General features: G+C 73.5%; 13 protein-coding genes, 2 tRNA genes and 1 pseudogene. 12 read left to right on the top strand and 4 right to left on the bottom strand.

The window, feature by feature from the left end:
• The first annotated feature begins 221 nt into the window (after positions 1–221).
• From ACI781_RS12495 to ACI781_RS12460, 8 genes are all read left to right on the top strand, one after another.
• Positions 222–1,646, top strand: a complete 1,425-nt coding sequence (locus ACI781_RS12495) for an APC family permease (protein ID WP_456566424.1) — start codon at positions 222–224, stop codon at positions 1,644–1,646.
• Positions 1,647–1,910: 264 nt separating this feature from the next.
• Positions 1,911–3,959 (top strand): DNA topoisomerase (ATP-hydrolyzing) subunit B, encoded by a 2,049-nt coding sequence (gene gyrB / locus ACI781_RS12490; protein WP_456566423.1) that lies wholly within the window; start codon positions 1,911–1,913, stop codon positions 3,957–3,959.
• A 92-nt stretch (positions 3,960–4,051) separates the two neighbouring features.
• Complete coding sequence (gyrA, locus tag ACI781_RS12485; protein WP_456566422.1) at positions 4,052–6,520, top strand: DNA gyrase subunit A; 2,469 nt, start codon at positions 4,052–4,054, stop codon at positions 6,518–6,520.
• A 164-nt stretch (positions 6,521–6,684) separates the two neighbouring features.
• Positions 6,685–7,386, top strand: a complete 702-nt coding sequence (locus ACI781_RS12480) for a DUF3566 domain-containing protein (RefSeq protein WP_456566421.1) — start codon at positions 6,685–6,687, stop codon at positions 7,384–7,386.
• 58 nt (positions 7,387–7,444) lie between these two features.
• Positions 7,445–7,518 (top strand) — tRNA-Ile (locus tag ACI781_RS12475).
• 84 nt (positions 7,519–7,602) lie between these two features.
• Positions 7,603–7,749: a DLW-39 family protein gene (locus ACI781_RS12470; protein ID WP_456566420.1), complete on the top strand. Its 147-nt coding sequence runs from the start codon at positions 7,603–7,605 to the stop codon at positions 7,747–7,749.
• A gap of 31 nt (positions 7,750–7,780) precedes the next feature.
• A tRNA-Ala gene (locus tag ACI781_RS12465) sits at positions 7,781–7,853 on the top strand.
• Between the two features lie 145 nt (positions 7,854–7,998).
• Positions 7,999–8,493 (top strand): DUF1059 domain-containing protein, encoded by a 495-nt coding sequence (locus ACI781_RS12460; protein ID WP_456566419.1) that lies wholly within the window; start codon positions 7,999–8,001, stop codon positions 8,491–8,493.
• A gap of 25 nt (positions 8,494–8,518) precedes the next feature.
• Here ACI781_RS12460 and ACI781_RS12455 read toward each other — a convergent pair whose 3' ends face one another.
• Positions 8,519–9,172, bottom strand: coding sequence for a carboxymuconolactone decarboxylase family protein (locus tag ACI781_RS12455; RefSeq protein ID WP_456566418.1), 654 nt, complete (start codon positions 9,170–9,172; stop codon positions 8,519–8,521).
• Positions 9,173–9,319: 147 nt separating this feature from the next.
• Here ACI781_RS12455 and ACI781_RS12450 point away from each other — a divergent pair, with 147 nt between their 5' ends.
• Positions 9,320–9,856 carry a peptidylprolyl isomerase gene (locus tag ACI781_RS12450; RefSeq protein WP_456566417.1) on the top strand — a complete coding sequence of 179 codons (537 nt, stop codon included), beginning with the start codon at positions 9,320–9,322 and terminating at the stop codon, positions 9,854–9,856.
• 50 nt (positions 9,857–9,906) lie between these two features.
• Complete coding sequence (locus ACI781_RS12445) at positions 9,907–10,764, top strand: rhomboid family intramembrane serine protease (protein WP_456566416.1); 858 nt, start codon at positions 9,907–9,909, stop codon at positions 10,762–10,764.
• A gap of 36 nt (positions 10,765–10,800) precedes the next feature.
• On the opposite strand, the gene ACI781_RS12440 is transcribed toward ACI781_RS12445, so the two are convergent.
• Complete coding sequence (locus ACI781_RS12440; RefSeq protein WP_456566415.1) at positions 10,801–11,208, bottom strand: PH domain-containing protein; 408 nt, start codon at positions 11,206–11,208, stop codon at positions 10,801–10,803.
• 399 nt (positions 11,209–11,607) lie between these two features.
• Positions 11,608–11,874 (bottom strand): cell division protein CrgA, encoded by a 267-nt coding sequence (crgA, locus tag ACI781_RS12435; RefSeq protein ID WP_456566414.1) that lies wholly within the window; start codon positions 11,872–11,874, stop codon positions 11,608–11,610.
• 144 nt (positions 11,875–12,018) lie between these two features.
• On the opposite strand from crgA, the gene ACI781_RS12430 reads away from it, so the two are divergent.
• Entirely contained in the window at positions 12,019–12,792 is a 774-nt protein-coding gene (locus tag ACI781_RS12430) for a DUF881 domain-containing protein (RefSeq protein WP_456566413.1), read from the top strand.
• A 34-nt stretch (positions 12,793–12,826) separates the two neighbouring features.
• Complete coding sequence (locus ACI781_RS12425) at positions 12,827–13,603, top strand: aminodeoxychorismate/anthranilate synthase component II (RefSeq protein ID WP_456566426.1); 777 nt, start codon at positions 12,827–12,829, stop codon at positions 13,601–13,603.
• A gap of 369 nt (positions 13,604–13,972) precedes the next feature.
• On the opposite strand, the pseudogene pknB reads toward ACI781_RS12425, so the two are convergent.
• Positions 13,973–15,634 (bottom strand): annotated as a pseudogene (pknB, locus tag ACI781_RS12420) (Stk1 family PASTA domain-containing Ser/Thr kinase); the annotation flags it as partial.
• Positions 15,635–15,719 lie beyond the last annotated feature (85 nt).

Genomic DNA, 15,719 nt, shown 5'->3' with positions numbered 1-15,719 from the left:
CCCCCCCCCCCCCCCCCCCCCCCCCCCCCCCCCCCCCCCCCCCCCCCCCCCCCCCCCCCCCCCCCCCCCCCCCCCCCCCCCCCCCCCCCCCCCCCCCCCCCCCCCCCCCCCCCCCCCGGGACGGCGTCTCGCCGTCGAGTCGCGGCGGTCCGCGTCTACCGAGATCATCTCGGGGCACGGCCGCGGAGGTCCCCGCGCGCCGGGACCGGCAGGAGGCGACGATGGCGAGCACCCGGACCGACGAGGCGACCCCCGGCGGTCAGCCCGCGCTCAAGCGCGTGATGGGCCCCGGACTGCTGCTGCTGTTCATCGTCGGCGACGTCCTGGGCACCGGCATCTACGCGCTCACCGGCACGGTGGCCGCCGAGGTGGGCGGCGTGGTCTGGCTGCCGTTCCTCATCGCCTTCCTGGTCGCGCTGATCACCGCGTTCAGCTATCTCGAGCTGGTCACCAAGTACCCGCAGGCCGCAGGCGCGGCGCTGTACACGCACAAGGCGTTCGGCATCCACTTCCTGACGTTCCTCGTCGCCTTCGCGGTGATGAGCTCGGGGATCACCTCGGCGTCGACGGCGGCTCGGGCGTTCAGCGAGAACGCGGCCGAGGTCTTCGAGGTCGACATCGACGGCTGGGGCATCACGCTCATCGGCCTGGGCTTCATGGCGCTGGTCGCCGCCGTGAACCTGCGCGGGGTCGGCGAGAGCGTGAAGAGCAACGTCGTCCTCACCTGCGTGGAGCTGTCCGGCCTGCTCATCGTCATCGGTGTCGGGGCGTGGGCCTTGTTCGGCGGCGAGGGGGACTTCGGCCGCGTCACGGACTTCGACACCGGCGACAAGGGCGTGCTGGCCGGCGTCATCGCCGCGACCGGCCTCGCCTTCTTCGCGATGGTCGGCTTCGAGGACTCGGTCAACATGGCCGAGGAGACCAAGGACCCGCGGCGGATCTTCCCCAAGGTGCTGCTCACCGGGCTGGGGATCACCGGCCTGATCTACGTGCTCGTCTCGATCTCGGCGATCGCGCTCGTGTCCCCGGACCAGCTCAGCGACCCCGACACCCCGCCGCTGCTGCGCGTCGTGGCGGCCGGCGCCCCCGGCTTCCCGCTCGACCTGTTCGGCGTCATCACCATGTTCGCCGTCGCCAACACCGCGCTCATCAACATGCTGATGGCCAGCCGCCTGGTCTACGGCCTGTCCCGCGAGCGCGTCCTGCCGCCGGTGCTGGGCCGCGTGCTCCCCGGCCGCCGCACCCCGTGGACGGCGATCCTGTTCACCAGCCTGCTCGCCTTCGGGCTCATCACCTTCGTCGGCGAGGTGCCGGCGCTGGGCGGGACGACGGCGCTGCTGCTGCTGGTCGTGTTCACCGTCGTCAACGTCGCCGTGCTGGTGCTGCGCCGCGACCGGGTCGACGCCGAGCACTTCCGGACGCCGACCGTCCTGCCCGTGGTCGGGGCCCTGGCCTGCGGTTTCCTGGCCACGCCGTTGTCCGGGAGGCCGGCCGAGCAGTACCGCATCGCCGGTGTCCTGCTGGCGATCGGCGTCGTCCTCTGGCTGGTGACCGTCGCCGTCAACAAGCGGACCGGCCGCGGGCCGGCGGCCCTCGACCCGGCGCACCTGGCCGGGGAGGACCCCGCACACGACCGCGCGGGCTGAGGCGCCCCACCCCCACCGTCGGCGCGAGGGCGCCAGCGGCTCAGGGACGGCGTGTCGACCCCCGGGGCTGTCCCCGTGGTGGTGGAGGTGCCGGGAGTGGCGCAGGAGCGCGCTGAGGGCGTGGACGGCGCCGTTCCTGTCGTACCACCCGGTAGTCTGGACGGTGAACACCCCCAGCAACCGGCTCAGCGCCTCCCTGCGCCCCGGAGTGCCCCGCCGCAGTGGGCCTCGTGGGCTGCCGGTCGCTCGACAGAAGGGCCTCACGTGGTCGCTCGACCGAAGACCGACAGCACGTCCGACAACGGCTACTCCGGCTCCTCCATCACGGTCCTCGAGGGCCTGGAGGCGGTGCGCAAGCGCCCCGGCATGTACATCGGGTCCACGGGCGAGCGCGGCCTGCACCACATGGTGTGGGAGGTCGTCGACAACGCGGTCGACGAGGCGCTGGCCGGCTACTGCGACACGGTCAAGGTCACGCTGCTGGCCGACGGCGGCGTCCGGGTCGAGGACAACGGGCGCGGCATCCCGGTCGACATGCACCCGGTGGAGAAGCGCCCCACCGTCGAGGTGATCATGACCGTCCTGCACGCGGGCGGGAAGTTCGACGGCAAGAGCTACGGCGTCTCCGGCGGTCTGCACGGCGTCGGCGTCACGGTGGTCAACGCGCTGTCCACCCGCCTCGAGGTCACCGTGTGGGCGCACGACGGCGTCGAGTGGCACCAGAGCTACGAGATGGCCAAGCCGGGTCCGCTGGAGAAGGTCGGCCCGACCACCAAGCGCGGCACCGCGATCACCTTCTGGGCCGACGGCGGCATCTTCGAGACGACGACCTACTCGTTCGACACGATCAACCGGCGCCTGCAGGAGATGGCCTTCCTCAACAAGGGCCTGACCATCGTCCTGCGCGACGAGCGGCCCGGCCACGGCAAGGCCGACACCGGGCTGTCCGACGAGACCTCGGTCGCCGAGGAGGCCACCGCCCCCGGCCACGAGGACGAGGCGTTCGAGCCCACCGAGATCACCTACCGCTACGACGGCGGCCTGATCGACTACGTCACGCACATCAACCGGCGGCGGACCGCGATCCACCGGTCGGTGATCAGCTTCTCCGCCGACGGCACCGGCAAGAACGACACCGCGATGTCCCTCGACGTCGCGATGCAGTGGTCGGACGCCTACTCCGAGTCGGTGCACACCTTCGCGAACATCATCAACACGCACGAGGGCGGCACCCACGAAGAGGGCTTCCGCGCGGCGCTGACCTCGATCGTCAACCGCTACGCCGTCGAGAAGAAGCTGCTCAAGGAGAAGGACGAGAAGCTCACCGGCGACGACATCCGCGAGGGCCTCGCGGCGATCGTCTCGGTCAAGCTCGGCGACCCGCAGTTCGAGGGCCAGACGAAGACCAAGCTGGGCAACACCGAGGTCAAGGGCTTCGTGCAGCGCGTCTGCAACGACCAGATCGGGCACTGGTTCGAGGCCAACCCGACCGAGGCCAAGACGATCATCCAGAAGGCCAGCTCGGCCGCCCGCGCCCGCCGCGCCGCCCAGGACGCCCGCAAGCTGGCCCGCAAGAGCCTGCTCACCGTCAGCGGCCTGCCCGGCAAGCTGGCCGACTGCCGCTCCACCGACCCGCGCAACTCCGAGGTCTACATCGTCGAGGGCGACTCCGCCGGCGGCTCGGCCAAGTCCGGCCGCGACTCGATGTACCAGGCGATCCTGCCCATCCGCGGCAAGATCATCAACGTCGAGAAGGCGCGCATCGACCGGGTCCTCAAGAACACCGAGGTCCAGTCGATGATCACGGCGTTCGGCACCGGCATCCACGACGAGTTCGACATCTCGAAGCTCCGGTACCACAAGATCGTCCTGATGGCGGACGCCGACGTCGACGGCCAGCACATCAGCACCCTGCTGTTGACCCTGCTGTTCCGCTTCATGCGGCCGCTGGTCGAGGGCCAGTACGTCTACCTGGCCAAGCCCCCGCTGTACAAGATCAAGTGGGGCGGCAAGATCGGCGACGAGTACGCCTACAGCGACAAGGAGCGCGACGCCGTCGTCAAGGCCGGCGCCGAGGCCGGCCGCAAGATCAAGGACGAGTCGATCCAGCGCTTCAAGGGGCTCGGCGAGATGAACGCCAGCGAGCTGTGGGAGACCACGATGAACCCCGAGACGCGGATCCTGCGCCAGGTGACGCTCGAGGACGCCGCCGCTGCCGACGAGCTCTTCAGCATCCTCATGGGCGAGGACGTCGAGGCCCGCCGCAGCTTCATCACCCGCAACGCCAAGGACGTCCGCTTCCTCGACGTGTAAGTCCTTCGGCCCCGTCTCGGGTCCCGCCCTGAGCTCGCGAAGGGTGGGGAGGACGGGGTCCTTCATCTGCGTACGAACCGGAGAGTCCCCACGTGACCGAGACCCCCGCCCGCGACCGCGTCGAAGCGGTCGACCTCCAGCAGGAGATGCAGCGCAGCTACATCGACTACGCGATGAGCGTGATCGTGGGCCGCGCGCTGCCCGAGGTCCGCGACGGCCTCAAGCCGGTGCACCGCCGCGTGCTCTTCGCGATGTACGACCAGGGCTTCCGCCCCGACCGCGGGTACGTCAAGTGCGCCCGCCCGGTCGCCGAGGTGATGGGCAACTACCACCCCCACGGCGACTCGGCGATCTATGACGCCCTCGTGCGGCTGGCCCAGCCCTGGTCGATGCGCTACCCGCTCATCGACGGGCAGGGCAACTTTGGCTCCCCGGGCAATGACCCCGCGGCCGCCATGCGCTACACCGAGTGCCGCCTCACCCCGCTGGCCATGGAGATGCTGGCCGGCATCGACGAGGAGACCGTCGACTTCCAGGGCAACTACGACGGCCGCACCCAGGAGCCGGTCGTGCTGCCGGCGCGGATCCCGAACCTGCTGGTCAACGGCTCGGCGGGGATCGCGGTCGGCATGGCCACCAACATGCCGCCGCACAACCTGCGCGAGGTGGCCGAGGCCGTCTTCTGGATGCTCGACAACCCCGAGGCCGAGGCCGAGGAGGCGCTCACCGCCTGCATGGCGCGGATCCCCGGGCCGGACTTCCCGACCCACGGCCTGATCGTCGGCCGCGAGGGCATCGAGGACGCCTACCGCACCGGCCGCGGCTCGGTCCGCATGCGGGCCGTCGTCACGGTCGAGGAGGACTCACGCGGGCGCGTGCAGCTCGTCGTCACCGAGCTGCCCTACCAGGTCAACCCGGACAACCTCGCCGAGTCGATCGCGGAGTCGGTCAAGGAGGGCCGCCTGCAGGGGATCAGCGAGATCGCCGACGAGTCCTCCGACCGCGTCGGCCGCCGGCTGGTCATCACGCTGCGCCGCGACGCCGTCGCCAAGGTTGTGCTGAACAACCTCTACAAGCACACCCAGCTGCAGACCTCCTTCGGCTGCAACATGCTCTCGATCGTCGACGGCGTCCCGCGGACGCTGCGCCTGGACGAGCTGGTCCGCCAGTGGGTGCACCACCAGATCGAGGTCATCCAGCGGCGCACCCGGTACCGGCTGCGCAAGGCCGAGGAGCGCGCGCACATCCTGCGCGGCTACGCCAAGGCCCTCGACCAGCTCGACGCGGTCATCGCGCTGATCCGCAACAGCCCTTCGGCCGACGCCGCGCGCACCGGGCTGATGGAGCTGCTCGAGGTCGACGAGATCCAGGCCGTGGCCATCCTCGACCTGCAGCTGCGCCGGCTGGCCGCCCTCGAGCGGCAGCGGATCATGGACGAGCTCGCCGAGATCGAGGCGCGCATCGCCGAGCTGCAGGCGATCCTCGAGTCCCCGCAGCGGCAGCGGCAGATCGTCCGCGACGAGCTCGCCGAGATCGTGGAGAAGTACGGCGACGACCGGCGCACCAAGTTCGTGGCGAACGAGGGCGACGTCTCCATGGAGGACCTCATCGCCGAGGAGGAGGTCGTCGTCACCATCACCCGCACCGGGTACGCCAAGCGGACCAAGAGCGACCTCTACCGCTCCCAGCGTCGCGGCGGCAAGGGCGTGATGGGTGCCCAGCTCAAGCAGGACGACATCGTCGACCACTTCTTCGTGGGCTCGACCCACGACTGGATCCTCTTCTTCACCAACAAGGGCCGCGTCTACCGGGCCAAGGCCTACGAGCTGCCCGAGGCCAACCGCACCGCCCGCGGCGCGCACGTGGCCAACATCCTCGCGTTCCAGCCGGACGAGAAGATCGCCCAGGTCATGCAGATCAAGGACTACGGGGTCGCCCCGTACCTGGTCCTGGCCACCGCGCGCGGCCAGGTGAAGAAGACCCGCCTGGGCGACTTCGACTCCCCGCGCAGCGGCGGCGTCATCGCGATCAACCTGCGCGAGGGCGACGAGCTCGTCGGTGCCGCGCTGATCGACCCCGAGCAGGACCTGCTGCTGGTCAGCCGCAAGGCCATGTCGATCCGCTTCCGCGCCGACGACGACCAGCTGCGCCCGATGGGGCGGGCCACCGAGGGTGTGCGCGGCATCTCCCTGGCGCCCGACGACAGCCTGCTGTCGATGATCGTCGTGGAGGAGGGCGTCGACGTCCTCGTCGCGACCGAGCGCGGCTTCGCCAAGCGGACCGGCATCGAGAACTACCCGGCCCAGGGCCGCGGCGGGAAGGGCGTGCTCACCGCCGACCCCAAGGCCCGCAAGGGCAACCTGGTCGGGGCCCTGGCGGTGCAGCTCGGCGACGAGCTCTACGCCATCACCTCCGGCGGTGGCGTCATCCGCACCCCGGTCAACGGCGTCCGCCACAACAAGGACCGGGCCACCATGGGTGTCAAGCTCATGAACTTGCCCGAGGACGTCTCCATCGTGGCTATCGCGCGTACGACGGACAACGACGAGCCCGCCGCCTAGTGTGGGAGGCAGGGCGACCGGCCCCCGGTGCCCGCGGTTGCGCGGGCCCGGGAGCCGGACTGCCCGATGACCACGTCTGACCGGCGCCCGAGGCGCCTCCGGTCGCGCACCGGAGTGCCCTGGCGCGGAGCGGCGGCGAGAGCCGCTGGGGAGCGGAGACCAGTATGAGCGACCGGACGCAGGGTGCGGTGCAGACCGGCACCCGGCCCGGTGAGGCCACCGACGCCCCCGCCGGCGGCCCGACCGCCACGGCACCGGCTGCCGGCGGCGCCCCGCTGGCCGGCGGTGCGCCGGCCGGCCCCGCGACCGGCGCGAGCGCGGCCACGGGTCCGGGAGCAGGTCCGGTGGCGGGCGGCGCGCCCGTGACCGGCACCGCCCCGGTGACCACCGCCGGCGCTCCGGGCGCGGGCCCCGGTGCCGGGCCGGTCGCGAGCTCCGGGTCGAGCCCGGCCGGCCGCACCGGTCCCGGTCGGCCCGCCGGCGGCAAGGGCAAGGCGCGGGGCCCGCGCCGGGCCCGGCTCCAGCTGCGCCACATCGACACCTGGTCGGCGCTGAAGATCTCGCTGGTGCTGTCGATCGCGCTGTTCTTCATCTGGATGGTCGCGGTCGGCATCCTCTTCGCCGTGCTGTCCGGCCTCGGGGTCTTCGACACCCTCAACGACCTCTTCGGCCAGCTCGGTGACTCCGGCGGGGACGGCGCGGCCAGCGAGGTCATCACCCCGGGGATCGTCTTCGGCGGTGCCGCCGTCATCGGCGCGATCAACATCGTGCTGATGACCGCGCTGTGCACCGTGGCGGCGTTCATCTACAACATGTGCTCCGACCTCGTCGGCGGCCTGGAGGTCACGCTCTCCGAGCGGGACTGAGGTGGGGACCCCCCTCGCCGGCCGCCGGTGAGGGCCACGTATGCTGGTCGAGGTCCACGGGCCTGTAGCTCAGGCGGTTAGAGCGCATCCCTGATAAGGATGAGGCCGGAGGTTCAAGTCCTCCCAGGCCCACCCGTGTGCCGGTCCGCCGGTGTCGACCCGGTCCCCGCGGCCCCTGCCGAACAGGGGCCGCGGCGTCCTTCGAGGAGGAGCCGCGTGATCAAGAAGGTCGCTCTGATCGCCGCGGCCGCGGCTGCCCTGGCCGCCGTCCGCAGCCGGCGCTCCGCCGGCCGCACCGAGGCCGACCTCTGGTCGGAGGCCACGAGCGGCCCGCAGGCCGTCAGCACCCCGACCAACCGCTGAACCACGGCCGGCGCTGCGCCGCCGGCCGCCCGGGGACGTAGCTCAATTGGCAGAGCACCGCCTTTGCAAGGCGGGGGTTAGGGGTTCGATTCCCCTCGTCTCCACCCCTCGGTCCCCATCGCCGGCCGGCCGGCGCGTCCCGCCGTCGCGGGACCTCCGTCCCTGGACAGCGCCTCCCCGGCGGGCCATGGTCGGCGCCGCCCCGGCCCCGCCCGGCCGGGCGGGGCGGGCGTGGCCCGAGGAGGAGCCATGGCACGGAAGGTCATGGACTGCCGGACGCTGCCCAGTGAGAAGAACTGCACCGTCCTGATCTCCGGCGAGGAGGACGAGGTCCTCGAGCTCGCCGCCGTCCACGCCGTCACCGCGCACGGTCACGAGGACGACGAGGAGCTGCGCGCCGCGCTGCGCGACGGCCTGCGCGACGAGGCCGAGCTGCAGGCGGAGCCCGGCTCGTTCGTCCAGCTCATCGAGTTCCACACCGGCGACGTCGACCGGGTACGCACCCTGGCCGAGCAGTGGCGCGACCGCATCGGCCGGGAGGCCACCGCCCGGTGGGGGATCGTCGCCGCCGACCGGGACCGGGCCGGCACCTACGTGGAGGTCGTCTCGTTCCCCGACCACGCGTCGGCGATGCGCAACTCCGAGCACCCGGCGACCACGGACTTCGCCAAGCGGATGCAGGAGGTCACCGACGGCGAGACGGGCTTCCGCAACCTCGACGTCGTCGAGGTGCTGCGGATGTGAGACCAGGACGGTCCACCGCGGGTCGCTAGGGGCGGGCCCTCCCGGTCGGCGACACCGCGCCGGCCGCGGGCCCCCCGCCCCGCGGCAGGCGCGCGTCAACCGCCGCGCGCACCGCGGCGGGGACCATGTCCTGCAGCTGCCGGTCCGGGGACGCGCCGAGGGCGTCGTTGACCGTGGAGAAGGCCAGCCGCAGCGCCGCGTACAGCGTCAGGGCCACCACCTGCCGGTCGTCGAACCCGGCGTCGCGCAACCGCTGGACGTCCGCGGCCGTGGTCCCGTTGGGGTCGCGGGCCAGCTGGCGCGCCCAGGACGCCAGGGCGGCGTCGCGGGCGTCGAGCCCGCCGTCGTCCCCGGTGAGCACCCCGGCCGCCGCCGCCTCGCCGACCTCCTCGGCCAGCCGGTCCCCCCAGGCCAGCCCGCAGTGCGGGTCACCCAGCACGCCCGCGACCGCGGCCACCAGCACGCCACGCCCTCGCCGGTCCAGGCCGGCCGCCGTCGCGGCGCGGGCGAGGAGGTCGGCCAGGGCGTCGTGCTCGTCGGGCAGGTGGCTCCACGCCGCCGTCAGGTTCATGACGAAACCCAGCTGCTCACGGTCCTCCGCCGCCAGCCGAGCGGCGCCGGGCGAGGGCGGAGCCGGGGCCAGGAAGCCTCCGGGGGATGCGTCGGCAGCGGGGTCCACGGCGGCCCTCCTCGGGGACGACGGCGTCTGCGGCGACGCTAGGGCCCGCGGCCGCCCACCGGAAGGCGGCTGCGGGCGCCGGGACGGCCGCCGTCCCCCGCCCGCCCGGGTGACGCCCGCGCGGCGCGGCGGTGGGAGAGTGGGGTCGTGACCGAAGCGACCTCTCCCGCCCGGCGTGCCGTGCTGCACACCAACCACGGCGACATCACCGTCGACCTGTTCCCCGACCACGCGCCCAAGACCGTGGCCAACTTCGCGGACCTGGCCGAGGGCCGCCGCGAGTGGACCCACCCGGAGACCCGGCAGAAGACGACCGACCGCCTGTACGACGGCACGATCTTCCACCGCGTCATCTCCGGCTTCATGATCCAGGGCGGTGACCCGCTGGGTCAGGGCTTCGGTGGCCCCGGCTACCAGTTCGGCGACGAGTTCCACCCGGAGCTGGTGTTCGACAAGCCGTACCTGCTCGCCATGGCCAACGCCGGCCCCGGCACCAACGGCTCGCAGTTCTTCATCACCGTGGGCCCGACCCCGCACCTGAACCGCAAGCACACGATTTTCGGCGTCGTGGCCGACCAGGCCGGCCGCGACGTCGTCGACGCCATCGCCAACGTCCCGACCGGCCGGCAGGACCGTCCGGTGCAGGACGTCGTCATCGAGTCGGTCGAGGTGCAGCGCAGCTGACCCAGCCACCCGTCGCCGGGGGCGCGGGCCGGGGCGAGGAGCCCCGGCCCGTGCCCCCGCCGGCCACCTGCTACCGGCACCCCGACCGGGCCACGGGGATCTCCTGCGCCCGCTGCGGCCGGCCCATCTGCCCGGAGTGCATGACGTCGGCGTCGGTCGGCTTCCAGTGCCCCGAGTGCGTCCGCGCGGGCCAGGCCTCCGTGCGGGCCCCGCGCCGGGCGCCGGTGGCGCGCACGGCGGGACGGCGTTGGGGCGTCGTCACGCTCACGCTCATCGCCGTCAACGTGGCCGTCTTCGTCGCCACCGCCGTCTCCGCGGCGCTCGCCGGCAACTCCCCGCTGGACAACCAGCTCTCCCCGCTGTTCGACGACCTGCGGCTCGCGCCCGTCCTCGTCCAGTTCGGCGGCGAGGACTGGCGGCTGATCACGTCGGCGTTCCTGCACATCGGCATCGCCCACCTGGCGCTCAACATGCTGGCGCTGCTGCTGTTCGGCTCCGAGCTGGAGCGCGCCCTCGGCTGGTGGCGCTACCTGTCGGTCTACCTGCTCTCCGCCCTCGGCGGCTCCGTGGCGATCCAGCTCTTCGGCGAGCCGTTCCAGGCCGTCGCCGGCGCCTCCGGGGCGATCTGGGGCCTCATGGGGGCCTTCGCCGTGCTGGCCCTGACGCAACGCGGGGACGTCCGGGGGATCGTCACCCTGCTCGTGATCAACCTCGCCATCAGCGTCCTGGTCCCGGGGATCTCGCTGCTGGGCCACCTCGGAGGGCTCCTCGTGGGCTTCGTGACCGCCGGCATCGTCGTGCTGGCTCGCCGGCGCACCGAGCTCCAGGTCCTCGGGCTGCTGCTGCTCACCGCCGTCCTCTGCGTCACCGCGCTGACGGCGTCGACGATCACCGTCCTGGACCTCTGACGGTCCCGGGCGACCCCTGACGGGGCGCGGCGCCCCTCACACCGGGCGCCGCGCCTCCAGCGCCCGCGCCACCTCCGCCGGGTCCCCGCCCAGCTCCCACCCGCCGAGCAGCACCAGCACGCCCGCGTCGTCGGGCCCGGCGGCGGTGTCGAGCTCCAGCAGCCGGGAGCGCAGCCCGCGGCGGCGGGTCTCGCGCACCCGGACCCGCAGCGCCGTCCACGGCAGGGACGTCGACCCGGTCAGGGTGCGCACGACGACACCGTCCGGTCCGGCGGCCAGCCGGGGCCGCAGCAGGGCGGCGCGGGCGGCCAGCGCCAGCAGCAGGGCGGCCGCCGCTCCGACCAGCACCCGGCCGACGGGCTCCAGCAGCAGGGCGCCGATCCCCAGCAGGACCCCGGCGGCGCCCAACGCGACCACCAGCCCGGTGCGCGCCGACCACTCCACATCCCCAGGGTGCACGCGTCCGCGAACCGTCCGGACGCCGGGTGTGTGGACCTCCACGGTCGGGGTAGGGCTCCGCCGCAGGTCAGCGGCCCGTCGCGACCGTCATGTCGACTTCTCCACAGCTGGGTACACAGCTGGGGACAGAAGCACAGAGGTGTAGTTACTCCCTCGTCCTCCTCGTCACACGAGTCCCAGACCCGGTGAAACCGCAGGTCAACCGCGTGCAGTCGAACATGCGTGCTCCACATCCGGTGGACAACCCTGGGTACGGAGCGCCGTGTCGACCTGTGGACAAGCGCACCCCCTGTGCACACGTCCCCAGCAGCCCTGGGGACGAGACGCAGCGAGGCCCCCGTCCCCGGGGGGACGAGGGCCTCGCTGCGGTGCGTGGCGGGCCGGCTACCGCCAGCGCATGCTCATCACGAGCCCGGCGACCATGGCGCCGAAGCCGATCGCGAAGTTCCACGCCGAGAGGCTGGCCATGAAGGCGATGTCCTCACCGGCGACGTAGTAGACGACGATCCACAGCAGCCCCAGGACCATGAGGGTCACCATCAGCGGGGCGTACCAGCGGGGGCTCGGTGCCGCGGCGCGGGCGGTCCCGGGCTGCAGGACCGTCGCCGGCGGCGTGTACACCGACTTCTTGCGCACCTTGGACTTCGGCACCGCTGCAGCTCCCTCCGGACACCGGTCGGTCTCCACCGGCCGGATCTGTCCCCAGCCTAAGCTGCGGAGGACGGGCGGTGGGTCATCGACGCCGGTGCCCGACCCCCGCGGGGGAGTCCACCGCCGCCGGGCGAGGAGGTGCGCGTGCCGCTGCAGCGCCTGCGTGCCCGGTCCGCCCGCCGGCCGGGCGGACGCCGCTCGGCCTGGGCGGCGCTGGTGCCGATCGTGGCGCTCGCGGCCGGCCTGCTCTTCGCCACGTCCGGGCAGACGGCCCGCGGCACCGACCTGCGCGGCGGTGAGGTCATCGAGCTCTCCGGGCTGATCGGCCAGCGCCGGGACGCGCTGGAGGAGCAGACGGCGGAGGCCGAGGAGCTCGGCGCGCAGATCGACCGGCTCACCGACCAGGCGGCCTCCCAGGACGGCGCCGTGGCCGCCGCCCGGACCGAGGCCGACGCGCTCACGCTCTCGGCGGGCATGGAGGCGCTCACCGGCCCCGGGGTGCGGATCGTCCTCGACGACGCGCCGCGCCTGCCCGACGGATCGCTGCCCCGCGGCGCGCGACCCGACGACGTCGTCATCCACCAGAGCGACGTCCAGGCGGTCGTGAACGCCCTGTGGGCGGCCGGCGCGGACGGGGTGGCCGTCATGGACCAGCGGCTGATCGCCACGAGCGCCGTCCGCTGCGTGGGCAACGTGCTGCTGCTGGAGGGGCGGACGTACTCCCCGCCGTTCCAGATCAGCGCGATCGGCGACCTCGACGCGTTCCTCGACCAGCTGGCGGCCTCGCCCCAGGTGGGCGTCTTCCAGGACGCCGTGGCCGCGTTCGGGCTCACCTTCTCCGTGCGCGGCAGCACCTCGGTCGACCTGCCGGCGCACCCGGGCACCCCGGCCCTCGAGTACGCCACCCCCGCCGGCTGAACCGGCCGCCACCCCGGGCCGGTGGCCGGGTGATGTGCGCCCGCGGCGCCTCCCGGCCCGGAGAGCGCGCCGCCGGCGCACATCACCCGCCGCGGCCCGCGCTCCCCGGGTGGGGAGAACCCCCGTGGGCCGGGTCGGCGCGACGGTGTACACAGGGGGCGTGAGCCGGCCCGTCCTCGTCGTCGACAACTTCGACAGCTTCGTCTACAACCTGGTCCAGTACCTGGGCCAGCTCGGCGTGCGCTGCATCGTCCGGCGCAACGACGCCGTCACCGTGGACGAGCTCCCCGGCCTCGACGTGGCCGGCGTCCTCCTCTCGCCCGGACCGGGCACGCCCGCCGACGCGGGCGTCACCGTGCCGATGGTGCGTGCGGCCGCCGAGGCCGGGACCCCGGTCCTCGGGGTCTGCCTGGGGCACCAGGCCATCGCCGAGGCCTTCGGCGCCGAGGTCGTGCGCGCGCCGGAGCTGCTGCACGGCAAGACGAGCGAGGTCGTGCACGACGGGGTCGGCGTCCTCGCCGGGCTCCCCTCGCCCTTCACCGCCACGCGCTACCACTCGCTGGCCGTCGACCTGGCCACGGTGCCCGACGAGCTCGAGGTGACCGGGCACACGCCGTCCGGCGTCGTGATGGCGCTGCGCCACCGGGAGCTGCCCATCGAGGGCGTGCAGTTCCACCCCGAGTCGGTGCTCACCCAGGGCGGTCACCAGATGCTGGCCACCTGGCTGGCGACCTGCGGTCAGGCGCCCGACCCCGCGGTCGTCGAGGCGGCGGCGGCGAGCGCACGGCGGCTGTCCACCGTCACCGCCTGAGCGCTCCACCGGTCCCCGGACGCAGCGAGGGGCGGCCCCCGGCCGGGTGGGGCCCCGCGCGGCGGGGGGCCGGTGGGGGCCGATCCCGGCGCCCGTCCCCCGGTTCCCCCCGTTGCCGTTCCCCGAGGTCGGCGGCTGCACGATCAACACGAGGCGGTCGCCTGGCTCCAGCGGGGTTCCCGCGGCCGGGTCCGTGCGGACGACCGTTGCGTTCACCGGAGAGGCCTCGGCACCGTTGGTGTCGATGACGGCGATGTTCGTGAAACCCGCGCTCTGGAGCGCCGTGTAGGCGGGCCCTGCGGCCGAGCCCGGGGTCACCGTGGGGACGGGGATGGTCGTCGGCTGCGCCGGGCCGGACGAGACCCGGACGACGATCGCGGCGTCCGCGGTGGCCTGCTGGCCCGCCGCGGGCGTCGTACCGAGGACGGTGCCGGCCGGCTGGTCGGACTCCTCCTCCTCGGCCGAGACGTTGGTGAACCCGGCGGCGCGCAGGGTCTGCTGCGCGGCGGCCTGGTCGCCGGTCACCACCGGGATCTCGGCGTCGCCGTCGGAGACCGACAGGGTGATGGTCGTGTCCGCAGGCACGGAGGTGCCCTGCTGCGGATCCGAGCCGACGACGGTGCCCTCGGGCTGCAGGGAGTCCGCGGAGTCGGAGTTCACGTTCCCCGTGAAACCGGCGTTCTCGATGGCGGTCCGGGCGTCCTCCTCCGACAGGTTGCGCACCGGCGGGACGGTGATCGCGTCCGGCGCGACGCCGACGACCAGCGCGACCTCCGTGCCCTCGTCCACCTCGGCACCGCTGGCCGGGTCCGTCGAGAGCACGTTCCCGACCTGCGTCTCGTCGGTGACCTCCTGCTCGGTGACGTCGCCGACGACGAGCCCGGCCCCGGTGATGGCGGCCTCCGCGTCGGCCTGCGCCATCCCGACCAGCCCTGCGGGCACGGCGACGGTGGCCGGGGCGTCGGCGTTGTCGTCGTCCCCGCCGTTGAGCAGCAGGGCGATGCCGACGACGGCGCCGATCAGCAGCAGCCCCGCCACCGCCGCGGCGATGATCCGGTTCCGCTTGCGCCGGCGGGCGGCGGCCTCGTCGTCGTCGTCCCAGTGCTCGCCGGCGCGGCCGGGACCCGAGGGGACGGCGCCGATGACGGCGGTGCGCTCGGCCTCGCCGAGCACCGGGGTGGCCTCGACCCGCTGGCCGGCCAGCGCCCGCAGCAGGTCGTTGCGCATCTCCGCGGCCGACTGGTAGCGGTTGGCCGGGTTCTTGCTCATGGCCTTGAGCAGGATCGAGTCCAGCTCGGCCGGGATCGCCGGGTTGATCGACGACGGCAGCCGCGGGTCCTCGCGCACGTGCTGGTAGGCCACCGACACGGGGGAGTCCCCGGTGAAGGGCGGCGCGCCGGTGACGAGCTCGTAGAGCAGGCAGCCCAGGGAGTAGACGTCGGAACGCGCGTCGACGCCCTCGCCGCGGGCCTGCTCGGGGGAGAGGTACTGCGCGGTGCCGATGACGGCGGCCGTCGAGGTCATCGTGGCCGCGGAGTCGGAGACGGCGCGGGCGATGCCGAAGTCCATGACCTTGACCGAGCCCGCGGGCGTGATCATCACGTTCCCGGGCTTCACGTCGCGGTGGACGATGCCGTTGCGGTGGGAGAAGTCCAGGGCGCCGCAGATGTCGGCGGCCAGGCTCATCGCCCGGCGCGGCTCGAGGACGCCCTCGCGGCGCAGCACGTCGCGCAGCGTCTCGCCCTCGACGTACTCCATGACGATGTAGGGCGTGTTCCCCGTGGGCCCGCGGTCCTCGCCGGTGTCGTAGACGGCGACGATCGCCGGGTGGTTCAGCGAGGCGGCCGCCTGCGCCTCGCGGCGGAACCGCACCTGGAACGACGGGTCGCGGGCGAGGTCGCTGCGCAGGACCTTCACGGCCACCTCGCGGCCCAGCCGGAGGTCGCGGCCGCGGTGGACCTCTGCCATGCCGCCGCGGCCGAGCACCCCGCCGATCTCGTAGCGCTCGCCGAGCACCTGGGGGGTGGTCATCGCGGGTCCTTCCGAGCGGGGCTGGAGCGCTGCCGTGGCGCCGCGCACCGCGGGCCGCCCGGCAGCGTATCGACCGACAGGGACG

The sequence above is a fragment of the Blastococcus sp. SYSU D00695 genome (assembly GCF_054050555.1).
Note: the sequence above shows the minus strand (reverse complement) of the source record. Positions and strands in the feature narration are given on the sequence as shown.